Consider the following 14105-nt stretch of genomic DNA (forward strand, 5'->3'; position numbering starts at 1 on the left):
TCGCCGGCCGAAGGCGGAGCACCGTCGCCGAGTGTAATTTACAACGTCGTAGATTGCATCTTTACAACGTCGTAAAGCGTGGCTAACCTGGGCCTCGTCGAGCAGCCTGTGGGCGCTCACATTCATTCGAGTTCAAGGAGGAACAGTGATGAGAGCTCTGCAATCCCGGACGACATCCGACACGATCGAAGGCGGTGGGCGCACCAGGCGCCTGAAGGCCTTCGCTGCGCTGGGTATCGCCGCCACCCTGGTGCTGGGCACGGCTCCACTCGCCGCCCAGGCCGACGATGTGAACCTGACCCCCGGTCCCACCGTGGTGGCCGATCCGAACTCTCCGACCGGGTACACGGGGCACTTCGTCTACTACAACCCCACCGCGACGAGCGTGCGCTTCGCCGCCGACGTCCTGCTGCGCAACTGGGCCGACCGCACCGACACCACCGTGTACCAGCCGGGCCAGTACAAGCCCGGCCTCATGCGGGGCGGCGGTGGGCTCGACGTCCAGATGACGAACGCCGGCAACGGCTACTGGGTCATCGACGTCCCTCTGGCCGCCGGTGCGAACCAGTACTGGTTCTACGTGAACAACAACACGAGCCTGTGGGTCGCCGACCCGGCCAATTCGCCGATCTACGCCCCCGACGGTCTTACGGGAACGGCCCGCCGCGCCTTCAACAAGGTGTTCGTGCCCTATGACGACGCGAAGCAGAACTACGCGCCGCTCGCCGACCGTCAGATCGAGCTGCCCCGCGCCGACTCGGCCAAGGGCACGTGGAGCTACGTCCAGATCCCGGGCCTGGCCCCGCTGAACGGCATCCCGCGCACGGCGGGCGTCTACCTCCCGCCGAACTACGACCCGAACCGCGCTGAGCCGTACAAGACGATCTACATGCAGCACGGCGGCGGTCAGGACCAGTCCGACTGGATGAACATGGGCAACGTCCCCGTGATCATGGACAACCTGCTCGACGACGGCACCACCGAGCCCGCGGTCGTCATCACGACGAACACGAACTACCTCGGTGCCGCGAACCAGGGCTACCCGAACCTGCGCAACGTCGTGATCCCCTTCGTCGAGGCGAACTACAACGTCTCGACGAAGCCGATCGACCGGGCGTTCGCGGGTCTGTCTGCCGGCAGCATCGTGACGAACAACCTGATCAACTTCGACGCCGACGCCTTCGGGTACTACGGTCCGTGGAGCGGCGGCGCGAGCGTGCGCACGACGACGCCAGACCTGCTGGCGCCGTACATCCTGTTCGGCGGCGGGGCGTGGGACTTCGGTCTTCCCAACGCGAACACGGTGGCCAACATCGACAACTTCTCGTTCTCGGAGAACGTCGTCGTGCCCGGTGCTCACGACTTCAACACCTGGAACGAGATGTTCTCGCTGTGGGCGCGCGACTACCTGTGGCACCCCGAGGCGTTCATCCAGGACGAGATCGGGCAGCTGAAGAACAACGTCGCGGCCACGGGCCTGAACAAGGGCAACAAGAACGCCCTCACGGTCAAGCTCGACCAGACCCTCAAGCTCATCGCGAAGGGCGACAGCGTCGAGGCGCTCGATGTGCTCAAGGGCTACACCGATCAGGTCGCGAACTTCGTGTCGAACGGCAAGGTGACCGCTGACCAGGCGGCCACTCTCACCGACCTCGCCGCGCAGATCAACACGAACCTGACCCACTGGCTGGACTGACCTGCCACGGAAGCGGGCTGCCGGCGAGGATCTCCTCGCCGGCAGCCCACTTCGCTTTCCAGCTCCTCGCCCCGACGAAGGACGCCTCATCTCCCCCGCACCTCAGGCCGTCATCAGCATCGACCCCGGCCGCCGTCAGATGCCGTACAGCCGCCACATCTTCGGCCACTTCATCGAGCACTTCCACCGCCAGGTGTACGGCGGCCTCTTCGATCCGGGCTCACCGCTGTCCGATGAGCGCGGGTTCCGTCAAGACGTCCTCGCGGCGCTGCGCGAGCTGAAGGTCCCGAACGTGCGCTGGCCGGGTGGCTGCTTCGTCTCGGGCTACCACTGGCTCGACGGCGTCGGGCCATCGCGCCGGCCGACGTACGATCGCGCCTGGCGCGTCACCGACCCCAACACCTTCGGCACCGACGAGTTCCTCGCCTGGTGCGCCGAGCTCGGCGCGGAGCCGTACCTCTGCACGAACGCGGGCACGGGCTCGCCCGAGGAGATGGCGGACTGGGTCGAGTACGTCAACCGCCCGCCGGGCAGCCGGTGGGCCGATCTTCGCGTCGAGCACGGCCATCGCGATCCGTACGGTGTGCGTCTGTGGAGCATCGGGAACGAGAACTACGGCGCGTGGGAGCTCGGCGCGAAGACGGGCACGGAGTGGGCAGCCTACGTCGCGGAGGCGGCGAAGCAGATCCTGCGCACGGATCCTGACGTGAGCCTGCTCGCCGCGGCCGTCGAGCGGACCGACTGGGCCCTTCCTCTGCTCGATCAGGCGGGCGAGCATCTCAGCTTCCTGTCCATCCACGGCTACTGGGATGAGCTGTGGGAGGTCGACGAACCCTCTTCCTACCTCGCCTGCATGGCCAAGACGATGGAGCCGGAGCGGCAGATCGCCCTCGCTCGCGCGATGATCGAGGCATCCGGTCACCGTCATGTGAAGATCGCGTTCGACGAATGGAACCTGCGCGGGTGGCACCACCCGACGGGGACGGATGCCGCGGCCATCGCCGCGCGAGATCGCAACGACCTCAACTCGACCTACACCATGGCCGATGCCGTCTTCTCGGCGTGCTTCCTCAATAGCTGCCTGCGCAACGCCGACGGAGTCGGGATGGCGAACATCGCCCCGACCGTCAACGCGCGGGGCCCCCTCTACGTGCATCCGGACGGTGTCGTGCGCCGCACGACCTTCCATCTGCTGCGCATGTACGCCGATCTGCTCGGCGATCGCGTGCTGGATGCCGAGATCCAGTCGGCGGACTTCGACACGGGCTACGGATCCGTACCGCTCGTGGACGCCGTCGCCACGGGCGACGGCGAGGGCCTCATCACGATCGCGCTGGTGAACAAGAGCGACCGCGCCGAGGCAGCAGTCCGGGTCGTCGTGGGCGGGTGGGCCGTGAGCGGCGAACACCCGGCGACGGTCCTCGCGGGCGACCGGGCCGACGCGTACAACGACGTGGATGCTCCGGATGCCGTGAGGCCGGTCGATCGACGGATCGCGTTCACGGACGGCGTCGCAGTGCTCCCGCCGCACAGCGTGTCGGTCTGCCGGATCCCCTTCAGGACGCAAGGGCGGTCCGCTCACCCCTGGTCGGTCTCGAACTCAGGGGTGATGCGGACCGCGTGAGGTCTGCTTCGCGCCGCGGGAAATCCTCTCGCGGAGCGGGTGGGTGGCCCGGGGGCAGACGCGTCCCCGGGCCACCCTGCTCATTCAGCCGCAGGAATGTGCGGCGTAGGACGCATCGACGGTCACCGAGACCGGCTGTCCGTCCACGGTCGCAGAGGCGACGACGGATGCCGCGCCCCCGGGCACCGATGCCAGACGCGTCGTGAACACCTGCGCCGAGCTCTTGCCCGCCGCGAGCGACGCCACCGTCTTGGTGCCGTACGACGACGAGACCGACAGCGCGACCGGGACGGCCTCGTTGTTGGTCGCCTGCACCGTCACGACAGCCTTGCCCGCCACGCAGCGCGTGCCGGCCACGACCGAGACGTCCAGCGAGGGCGCCTCCGGAGCAGCCGTGAAGGCGTAGGTGTCGATCTCGAACAGGTCGCCGGTGGGACCCGAGTACGTGAAGAACACGTCGTGGGTACCGGTGGTGCCCTCGAGGTCCGCCGAGAGCTCGGTCCACTGGCCGGCCGCACCGGTCACCGGGATCGTCGCGAGCACCGCGCCGGTCTCGCTGCCCGAACGCACCTGGATCTGACCGCCCGACTGCAGCGGCTTGACCTTGACCGTCACCGAGGAGGCGCCGTTCTCGCCGAAGGCGACCGACGACAGCGCCGTCCAGTCACCGTTGTCGAGGTCGGTGAGCACCATGTTCGGTGCCGTGGCGCCGAACTCGGCGCTCGCGCCGGCGAGCTTCGCGGTCGCGATGCCCTTGCTCCAGCCGAGGGTCTCGGCCTCGAACACCCGGTAGGGGTTGAAGTCGCGCACCTGCTGGACACCCTGGTAGGTGCCGACGACCTGCTTGGCCGTGCCGTCCGCGTTGAACGTCAGCTCATCGATGTGGGGGCTGCGGTAGCCCTGCGTCGTGCTGCCGTTGATCCGCTTGTTGAGCGTGGGGGCGTGGTACGTGAAGTAGTACTTGCCCTCGTACTCGAAGACGGACTGGTGGTTGTTGCCGCCCGTACCGGCGCCGAAGAACTGCGACTGGTTCGGGAACAGGACCCCCGCGTAGGCCTCCTTCGGCCACGACATCGGGTCGTCCGACATCATGTAGCCGATCTGGCCACCGCCGGGGTAGCCCGGAAGCGCCGTCTGGTTGCCACCGAAGTCGTTCCCGCCGAAGTGCGACGAGTACGACAGGTAGTACTTGTCACCGCGCTTGAACACCTGCGCGGCCTCGAACGCCACGGGGGCGTCGACCACGGCAGCGGTGCCCTTCGTCGACACCATGTCGTCGCCGAGCTCGATGACGCGGATGTTCTTCGGGTTGTTGAACCGCTCCGCCGCCGGGAAGCTCGTCGAAGCCGGGCCACCGCCGAAGTAGAGGTAGCTCTTGCCGTCGTCGTCCACGAGGGGCGCCGGGTCGAACAGCCAGCTGATGCCCTGCGCACCGGGGGTGCTGCTGTTGATGAGCGTGCTGGTGCGCTCGCTCACCCACGGACCGACCGGGGAGTCGCCCGTGAGGACGTTGCTCGAGCCGCCGCCGTTGGCGTAGTAGAGGAAGTACTTCTCCTTGCCGTTGACCATCTTCTTGGCCATGCCCGGAGCCCACGAGTTGTTCGTGAACGGTGCGACGCCCGTCGGGCCCGCGACCTGGATCTCGCCGTGATCGACCCAGTTGACGAGGTCGGTCGACGAGATCAGCGTGATCTGGTTGATGCTGCCGTAGTTGATCGAGGCCGAAACACCCGTCAGCGGGTTGGGCGCGTAGCCCTGCGTGTCGTTCGTCATGTACATGTACACGCGGCCCTTGTCGACGAAGCCGAAGCCGTCCGCGCCGAACTTGTGCCCGATCAGCGGGTTGTGCTCGCCCGGGAGCTTGCCCACGACCTCGATCGTCTTCGATGCCGGCGGGGGCGGCGGAGCGCCGACCAGCGAGACGTCGTCGACGGTGAAGTCCATGAGGTGCGTGTCGGGCGCCGCCGTGGCGGTCGCCGAAGCGACCCAGGGCGTCTCGATGAAGATGCGCGTCGTCGCGACGCTCTGCGACGCCGGGATCGTGAAGGTGGCGTTGATGTACCCCCACTGGCCCCGCTGCGGCGTGACCGAACCAAGGTTGGTGTAGGTGCCGCCGCCGTAGTGCATCGTGACGAAGAACTGCTTCGTCGCGGGGCTGTTCGGGTTGTCGTACTTGACGCGGGCCTTGACGGTGTACGTGCTTCCCGCCGTGAGCTTGCCGGACAGGTCCTGCATGGGACCGGATCCCGTCGTCTGGCGTCCCGACACCCGAAGCGCACTCGCCCCCGCGAACGCGTCGCTCGTGAGCGCGAGCGTCGCCCCGTCGGCGGAGTTGCCGTTGTTGGCGAACCAGCCGGTGGTGCCGGCCTCGAATCCGCCGTTGGTGATCAGTTCCTCATCGGCGGCCGACGCGGGACTGGCCATCGCCAGCCCTGCGACGAGCAGCAAGCCTGCCGCCGCCATCGCGGCGAACCGTTGCCGGGCTCGCCTCTCCACTTTCATCTCCAAGAGATATCCTCCTTGTTCTGCGGTTTCTTGCAGTCCCAGACCGGGTTTCCTTTGCCGGGCCCGGTCTGGGTTCCTCTGGAGCGACGACCCTCGGTCGTCAGCTTCGTGCCGTGATCGGCACAGTGGTCGGGTGACCCGGAGGCAGACGCGACCCCGGGCCACCCAGCTCGATCAGCCGCAGGCTCGCGCCGAGTACGGCGCATCCAGCGACACCGACACCGGTTCTCCATCGACCGTTGCCGTCACCTCCGCCGACGCCGTGCCCTCCGGCAGCGACGTCAGTCGCGTCGTGAAGGCCTGCGTCGTCGACTTGCCCGCTGCCAGCGCCGCCACCGACTTCGACCCGTAGGCCGACGTCATCGAGACCGCGACCGGGACCGACTCGGCGTTCGTCACCTGCACCGTCAGCACGACCTTGCCGGCCACGCAGCGCGTCGCGGTGGTGAGCGACACATCCAGCGACGGCGCAGCGGCTTTGTGGACGCCGAGCTTGGCCAGCTGCAGGCTCAGGGCGCGCTCGGGAGCGTCGATCTGGTTCTGCGTACCGAACTGACCGGCGCGTGCGGACTGCGCCTGAGCGAGCAGTGCGCGCATCTGCGCCCACTCCGCCGCGGGGTAGTCCGCCTCCTTGAGCGTGGCCGCGTGCGCGATCGCCGCGTCGAGGTCGCTCGTGTCGAGTGCGAGGTTCTGCGAGGTCAGCGTGTCGCTGAGGAGGTAGTGGTCGAAGTCGACGTGGCCACCCGCCTCGAGCGTCGCGTAGTTGAACAGACCCACCCGGTGACCCATGAAGTGGGTCAGCGTGCCGTCGAGCGTCTGCGGTCCGACGCGGTTGCCGAGCTGGTTCCAGGTCAGCCCGTCGAGGCTGTAGTAGAACGTCGTCCACAGCTGCCCCGTCGGCGAGGCGAAGTCCAGATCCGCCTTCAGGTGCACCTGCGTCGCCGCGCCGAGCGCCGCGGTGGTGCCGGGCAGGAAGCTCTCGACCGCAGCCTGGTCGATCGTGGTCGTGAACGGCTGCACCCGGTTGACGACGCCGACGGTGTTGACGCCGTTCACGCGCTTGACCGCGACGTACGAGAAGCCTCGGTTGTAGGCGGCCAGACCCGCGACGTCGCCGTTGCGCATGCCCGAGATGTCGAGCTTCGTCTCGGCCGACTGGCGAGGACCGAAGGTGCGCTGCGAGAGCGTGTTGCGCGCCTCTTCGAGGTACGCGCCCTCGTCGTCGTTCGCGAGCTTGTAGTGCTTGAAGTTGCCCGTGAGCACCTTGCCGTTGGTCAGCCGCAGCCAGCCGTCACGGTCGGTGAGCGACCAGTAGCGGTTGTCGGGGGCGTGGTTCCACTCCCACGGCAGTGCCAGGCGCGAGCCGTTCGGCGCGATCTCGGCAGGGTTCGGCATCTCCGTCGTCAGCGGACGCCCCTTGAGCGAGAGGTCGTCCACCTTGAAGTCCATCAGGTGGGTGTCGGGAGCGGCGAGCGCGTTGGCGTTGCTGGTCCACGGCGTCTCGATGAAGATCCGCATCGACGAGAGGCTCTGGGATGCCGGAACCGTGAAGCTGCCCGAGAGCGTCGCCCACTGCCCCCGAGTCGCCGTGACGCTCGCGAGGTTGGTGAAGGTGCCCCCGTAGCGGGCCGTCACGAAGAACTGCTTCGTGGCGGGGCTGTTGGGGTTCTCGTACTTGATCTTCGCCGAGATGTCGTACGTGACGTTGTGCTGCACCTTGCCCGACACGTCCTGCGCGGGGCCGGAGCCGGTGGTCTGACGACCGGTCACCTGGAGCGAGCCGGCGCCGGACGCGGCATCCGTCGACGAAGCGATCGTCGCAGTGTCGTTCACCGTCCAGCCGGTCGTGCCGGCCTCGAAGCCGGGGTTGGCGAACAGCTCCACCCCGAGGAGGGACTGGTCGACATCGGGCGCCGCGGGGATCGTCCAGTTCTCGTGCATGTAGGAACGATCGGGCGCGTCGTTGGCGAAGTCGTCCGAGACGACGATGCTCTTCTGACGCTCGTAGAGCTCTTCTTCGGGCGAGAGCGTGATGGGCTTGGCGAACGAGCCGTTGACCGGCACCGCGCCGTTGTTGCCGAAGGTCGGCCACCCGTTCGACCACGTCGCCGGAATGAGGGCGGGGATGCGCCCGATGGGGAACGTGTCGCGGAAGAACATGCCCCACCAGTCGGTGCCGCCGCCCTCGCGGGCGATCGGGACGAGGCTTCCCTGGGCGAACCCGTTCGAGTTGAGCACGCCCTTGGCCTCGTAGGGGTTGCTGCCGTCGACGGTCGCGTAGCGGCCGAGGAGCGAGTCGGAGCGGAAGAGCGCCACCTGGCGCCCCTGGCCCGAGGGCCACGTGATGATGACGATGTAGTACTTGCCGTCGATGTACTGCACCTGGGCGCCCTCGAAGAGGCCGCCGATGAAGGAGGCGCCGGGGTAGTCCGAAGTGCGCAGGATCTGCGGGTACTCGGCGACGACCGTCTTGAGGTCGCTGCTGAGCTTGACGGCGCTGGTCGACCCCGAGCCGTAGAAGATGTAGGGGGTTCCGTCGACGTCGAAGAAGAGCGACGGGTCGTGATAGGCCCGCCCGAGGGCGATCCGCTCCCACGAGCCGTTGTCGATGTCGTCGGTGACGTAGAGGTACGAGCCACCGAGGTTGTTGGTGTTGAAGGCGACGTACCACTTTCCGGCGTGGTACCGGATGGACGATGCCCACTGCCCCTGGCCGTACGACGACTGACCGTTGCGCAGCGAGAACGAGTCGCTGATGTCGGCGCGGTCGAAGACGTAGTTGACGATCTCCCAGTTGACGAGGTCGTAGGACTTCATGATCGGTGCGCCGGGGCTCAGGTGCATCGTCGTGCTGATCATGTAGTAGATGTCGCGACCCTCGTCGTTCTCCGACGCGGGGACGCGCTCGACGGACACATCCGGGACGTCGGCGTTGATGAGGGGCACCGTGTATGTGCCGTCGCCCTTGTCGGTCGAGGTGTAGCCGGAGTCGGGGTTCCACGGGTCGGCGGCGGCGTTCGCGCCGGCGGGTGCGAGAAGAAGCGCGCTCGCGACGAGTGCGGCGCTCGCGGCCGCGATGGGACGGATGCCGCGGCCCGCGCCGCGCATGCCGAGAGGGGGTCGGTTGCCGGCGAGAGCTCTTCTCACGCCGGACGGAATGGATGCCTTCACAACACATCTCCTTTATCGATCAACTTCGATCCGACCGGCGTGCGGGCACGCCGGAGGCCCGCTCGGCGGGGGTGTCGTGACAGCGGCGTCCTTGTCGTGCTCACGGCTCTGTGCGCTGCGCCCGTGTGGCGGTACTGTGGATGTTAGCGGTCACACAAGCGAGGTTGCAAGTACTCTCGCGAATTGGTTTATCGATGAACGAACGAGCGACCCGCCGACGTCCGTCGAGCCGCCGCGCAAGCCGCGCACGAGCGTCCCGACTAGAGTCGAGACGTGCTCGAGCAGGCGTCTTCCGATTGAGCGACGAACCACGATCCGCCGCACCCTCAGCGCACATCACCATGCAGGATGTCGCGGCGAAAGCCGGCGTCTCGGCGCAGACCGTCTCGAACGTCATCAACGGCCGCACCGACCATGTCGGGCCCGAGACGATGCAGCGGGTCATCGACGCGATCAACGACCTCGGCTACCGCCTCAACCAGAGCGCGCGCTCGCTGCGCCGGGGCCGCACCGGGATCGTCGGACTGGGCATGCCGAGCTTCGTGAACGAGTACTACGCCGAGCTCGCGGAGCGACTCGGCCAGCGCTTCTCTGCCCGAGGCATCCGGATGGTCACCGAGCTGACGTGGCACGCGATCACCGACGAGATGGAGTCGCTCGCCGCGTCGCGGCTGGAGACCTATGACGGCTTCATCCTCGCCCTCGCGGTGAGCGAGTCCGCCGACCTGCACGGCCTGACACCGTCCAAGCCCATCGTGCTCCTGGGCGAACGCGCGCTCTCGGCGCGGTTCGACCATGTGCTGATGGACAACCAGGGCGGCGGGCGTATGGCGACCCTCGCTCTTCTGGATCGCGGAGCGAGGGCGATCGTCGCCCTCGGCGGCGCGAGGGAGGGAAGCGATTCGGTCGAGACCCTGCGCACGCGCGGCTACCTCCAGGCGCACGAAGAGCGCGGCGTCGAGGTCCGAGGCGATCTCATCGTGACCAGCGGACTCCACGTCGACGACGGCTACCGCGCGATGCGCGCCGTGCTCGATGCGGGCACCCCGTTCGATGCGGTGTTCGCACTCACCGACTCCTGCGCGATCGGTGCCGTCCGGGCGCTGCACGAGGCCGGCCGGCGCATCCCCGACGATGTGCAGATCGTCGGATTCGACAACCTTCGCGCGGGGATGTTCTGCACTCCCCCGCTGTCGACCATCGAGCCCGGGAACGACGAGATGGCCGAGACCATCGTGAACCTCATGGTGGAGCGGCTTGCGGGACGCCGGCCGGAGCGGCCGCGCCACATCGTCTCGACGGCGAGCCTCGTGCTCAGGGAGTCCACGCGCTGACGGTGGGGAGCCGCCTCGAGGCGACTCCCCACCGTGCCGCCTGCTACGGCGCGCAGGACAGAGCGGGATGCTCCGTCGTGAACACCGACTCCATGCGGTCATCGCCTTGGCCGGTCGACACGGTCGTCGTGACCGTGCCCGCGGGCACCGATGCCAGACGCGTCGTGAAGGCCGCCGAGGTGCTCTTGTCCTTGGCGAGCGAAGCGACCTGCTTCACGCCGTAGGCGGTTTCGACCTTGACCTGCACGCCGCCGTCGTGGCCGTTGGCGACCGTGACGACGAGCGTCTCCTTGCCGGCGACGCATCGACCCGTCACCGAGACGGATGCCTCGACCAGCGGGAGCACGTCGAACGACGTCGTCCCCGCCGATGCCAGGAGGTACTCGAAGCCGAGGTACTCGGCCTTGACCTCGTGAGCGCCCATCGCGAGCCCGGCAGGGATCTCGACCGAGGCCTTGCCGTCTTCGAGGTAGACGGTCTTCGACCAGTCGCCCGCCGTGAAGCGCACCTGACCGCCGGTCTCGAAACCGTCGGCCGCCGTGACGGTGGCCGTCGCCTGCGCCGGAGCGCCTTCGCGCACGTCATCGACGGCGACCTCGACGGTCGTCGTGACGTCGGCGTTCGCGATGCCGCGGATGTGGTTCCACTCGCGGAGCGTGATCGGCAGGACGGTGCCGTGACGCGGACGCGGAACACCCGCGTTGGTCATGGTGATCGTCTTGGCCTGCCACGTCGGCGCCTCGATGTTCGCCTCGCACGCCGCCTGGTATCCGCCGCCGTTGGTGTAGCGGTCGCCCCACAGGTAGAACTGGCCGGGGCACGCGGTGTCGCCGGGGTTCGCCTTGAAGATGACCGGACCCTCATAGCCCGCGTTCGACTGCCACGTCGTGCGACCGAGCGCGGGAGCGACGAGCTGCCACGCGTTGATGTCGCTGTCGAGGAAGTCGGTGTTCTTCTCCGAGAAGATGTCGGAACCGGCGTTGCCGGCCTCGTTCTTCGTCACGCGGTAGTACTCGTCGCCGACCTTGATCGCGGTGGTGTCGATCCGCGACTGCGGCGCGGGGTTCTGCCACACCTTCGGCTCCGAGAAGGTCTGGAAGTCGCGCGTGATGTTGTACCACATCTGCGCGTTGCCCTGACCGGTGCGGTTGATCGGGTCGTTCCACATCGACTGGGCCCAGAAGACCGCGTACGCGCCGATCTCGTCGACCCAGAGCGACTCCGGCGCGAAGGCGTTGCCCGCATTGTCGGGCGCGACCTTCACGTGACGCTGAGGCGTCCAGTTGACGAGGTCGTTCGATTCGAAGACCTCGATGTACTGCGTGTCGTTGATCGCGTAGCCGCCCTGGTCGTACCAGTTCAGGTCGGTGGCGATCATGTAGAACGTGTCGCCGTCGGGCGAGCGGACGATGTGCGGGTCGCGCAGACCCTGGTCGCCCAGCTGCGACACGAGCGACGGCCAGCCACCGGTGAGGCCGGTCCAGTCCAGCGCCGTGTTGCCGTTGGAGGTGGCGAACATGATCTGCTCGCCGTCGGCCATGCCCTCGCCCTTGAAGTAGCCGAGGAAGTACCGCTCCTTCTCCTCGTCACGGGGCAGGGGCTTCACGACGACGTCGAAGCTCTTCTCGACGTGAGCACCGCCCTTGGCGATCGTGGCGGTCAGCGTCGCGGTGACCTCCGGCTTGCCGTACGCAGGACGCGTCACCTCGCCCGCGGACGACACGAGCTCGGAGCTCGAGGTCCACGTGATGTCCGAGCCCCAGCGCCCCTTCGTGGGCAGCGTGATGTTGCCGCGGACGTCGTCGGTCGAGTGCAGCTCGAGGTCGAGCGCATCGCGCGCCGTGGAGTGGTTCACGTCGTACTCGGCGGGAACCGTGATCTGGATCTCCCGCGTCTCGACGGAGCCCGCGCCCTTCTTGAGCGTCGCCGTCAGGACGGCGGTCGCGTCGGGCTGTCCGAGCGCGGGCCGCGTGATGACACCGCGGACGGGCACCTTGCGGGCGCTCGTCGCGGTCGGCGGGACGACGACCTCGACCACGGACGGGTCGGACGAGGACCACGTGACGGAGGAGCCGGCGACCGAGCCGAGCTTGGGCAGCACGAGGTCTTCGACGATCGCGCTGGTGAGGCCGAGGTCGATGGCCGCGGCATCCGCCTTCACGCCTTCGTCGTTGCCCTGTGCGGCGCGCGTCGCGACCTCGGCGGCCGAGAGGCCGCGGTCGTACACGCGGAAGTCGGCGAGCGTGCCGCGGAACGAGTAGTTGCCGGGCACCTGCGAGCGGGCGAGGAAGTTGCAGTTGGTCCCGGCGGCGTTGACCGACGGCGCCGTGGTGATCGTGGTCGACTGCGCGTGCTGCACGCCGTCGACGAAGAGGGTTCCCGTCCAGCTCGTGCCGTTGGCGTTCGGGGTCTGCGTGTAGGTGACGTGCTTCCACACGCCCTCGGGAAGACGCACGCGGTTCTGCTGGACGTTGACCGAGCCGGCGGCGACGCGCAGGCGCTGCGTGTTCGAGGAGAAGAGCTGACCCTGCTGGCCCGTGGTCGCCTCGCACGAAGCCTTGTTTCCAAGGCTCCAGATCTGGTGCTCCCCGACGTTGGCCGGGTCGATCCAGATGTCGTAGTCGAATGTGACGGCCTGCATGCCCGCCGTCAGGTCGTTCGGCAGCTGCACGTAGGCGCCCGAGACGGCGTCGGCGTAGGAGTTCGGGTTGAAGCGGATGCCGTCGGCGCTCCGCTGCGCCTTCTCGGGGTGCACGAGCGTCGCGTTGGCCGCGGCGCCGGCCGAGCCGGTGTTGGCCACGACGGTGCCCGACGTCTCGTCGAGTGCGAAGTGGTGGACGAGACCGTCGACGACGTCGTCGTAGAGAGGATCGGCCGCCGCGGGTGCGGCGATGGCGAAGCCCGCGCACAGCGAGGCGGCCGCTACCACCGCAGCCGCGCGTGAGCGGCGGGTTCGGATGAGGGGTGGACTGACCACGAGGTCGTACTCCTTCGTACTCGATTGCCGGGGGCGAGCCGATCATCTGCGATGGGCTGGCCCGTGGATCGCAGACCACGAGAGCGCGAGGTTTAACGATCCACGGGTTACCCGGATGTTAGCGGTCACACCTCGATGGGCGCAAGCATTGTGCGTTTACAGGCTCGACGACGGCGCGTCCCGCCCCTGCCGGGGCGTGACGCGAGTTGCGCCGGAAGGGGCGCTCAGTCCAGGAACGTGGTGGGGTCGAACTCCCCGATGGGGATGACCCGCACACGCGGCAGCGGCGCGTCGAAGACACGCGCGTCGTACTCGAGATCGAACTTCTCCAGGCCCGCGATCGCGCTGAAACCGGCGTTTCGGAACTCCGTGAACGCGACGACGCCGACCCGACGCGACGGGCCGACGAGATCGGTGATCTCGGGCAGGAAGTCGCCGTCGTGGCTCACGAGCATGACGTCGGCGGATCGGTCTGCGATCGCGCGCAGCGTGCGCTGGATGGCGATGTCGACGACCTTCTCGTCGGGCTCGCCCGAGAGCGGAACCACGATGTAGTCCATCGCCCGGAGGGCCTGGACGAACGGCATCGGCAGGCCCGACGACGCATTCAGATAGAAGACGCCTCGCGCCGGCTGATCCCAGGTGCGCTCGGCGAACGCGAGGAGGCGGTCCCACCGCGGACGCTCGTCAGGCTGCGGGCGCCGGTTGAGGATCGATGTGCCGAACGTCGCATCGATGTTCTCGCCATCCACGAGCACCCATGTGGTCCGTGAGTCTTCGGTCGACATCTCGTCTCCT

The 14105-nt window shown here is 67.9% G+C and carries 7 protein-coding genes; 3 read left to right on the plus strand and 4 right to left on the minus strand.

Annotated features, from left to right (window positions below; genetic code table 11):
• Positions 1-148: 148 nt before the first annotated feature.
• Both ACSBPH_RS08255 and ACSBPH_RS08260 read left to right on the plus strand, forming a co-directional pair.
• Entirely contained in the window at positions 149-1696 is a 1548-nt protein-coding gene (locus ACSBPH_RS08255) for an alpha/beta hydrolase (RefSeq protein ID WP_442577108.1), read from the plus strand.
• Positions 1697-1835: 139 nt separating this feature from the next.
• A complete protein-coding gene (locus tag ACSBPH_RS08260) occupies positions 1836-3320 on the plus strand; it encodes an alpha-L-arabinofuranosidase C-terminal domain-containing protein (RefSeq protein WP_442577109.1) in 1485 nt (494 codons plus the stop codon).
• Between the two features lie 84 nt (positions 3321-3404).
• Here ACSBPH_RS08260 and ACSBPH_RS08265 read toward each other — a convergent pair whose 3' ends face one another.
• Positions 3405-5816, minus strand: coding sequence for a family 43 glycosylhydrolase (locus ACSBPH_RS08265; RefSeq protein ID WP_442577110.1), 2412 nt, complete (start codon positions 5814-5816; stop codon positions 3405-3407).
• 183 nt (positions 5817-5999) lie between these two features.
• Positions 6000-8972, minus strand: coding sequence for a family 43 glycosylhydrolase (locus ACSBPH_RS08270; RefSeq protein ID WP_442577111.1), 2973 nt, complete (start codon positions 8970-8972; stop codon positions 6000-6002).
• A gap of 365 nt (positions 8973-9337) precedes the next feature.
• Here ACSBPH_RS08270 and ACSBPH_RS08275 point away from each other — a divergent pair, with 365 nt between their 5' ends.
• Positions 9338-10330 (plus strand): LacI family DNA-binding transcriptional regulator, encoded by a 993-nt coding sequence (locus ACSBPH_RS08275; RefSeq protein ID WP_442577112.1) that lies wholly within the window; start codon positions 9338-9340, stop codon positions 10328-10330.
• A 43-nt stretch (positions 10331-10373) separates the two neighbouring features.
• Here the strand turns inward: ACSBPH_RS08275 and ACSBPH_RS08280 are convergent, their stop codons facing one another.
• Entirely contained in the window at positions 10374-13307 is a 2934-nt protein-coding gene (locus ACSBPH_RS08280) for an immunoglobulin-like domain-containing protein (RefSeq protein ID WP_442577113.1), read from the minus strand.
• A 224-nt stretch (positions 13308-13531) separates the two neighbouring features.
• Positions 13532-14095, minus strand: a complete 564-nt coding sequence (locus ACSBPH_RS08285) for an NYN domain-containing protein (RefSeq protein ID WP_442577114.1) — start codon at positions 14093-14095, stop codon at positions 13532-13534.
• Between the last annotated feature and the right edge of the window lie 10 nt (positions 14096-14105).

It is taken from the genome of Microbacterium sp. F51-2R (assembly GCF_052180235.1).
Lineage (GTDB): Bacteria > Actinomycetota > Actinomycetes > Actinomycetales > Microbacteriaceae > Microbacterium.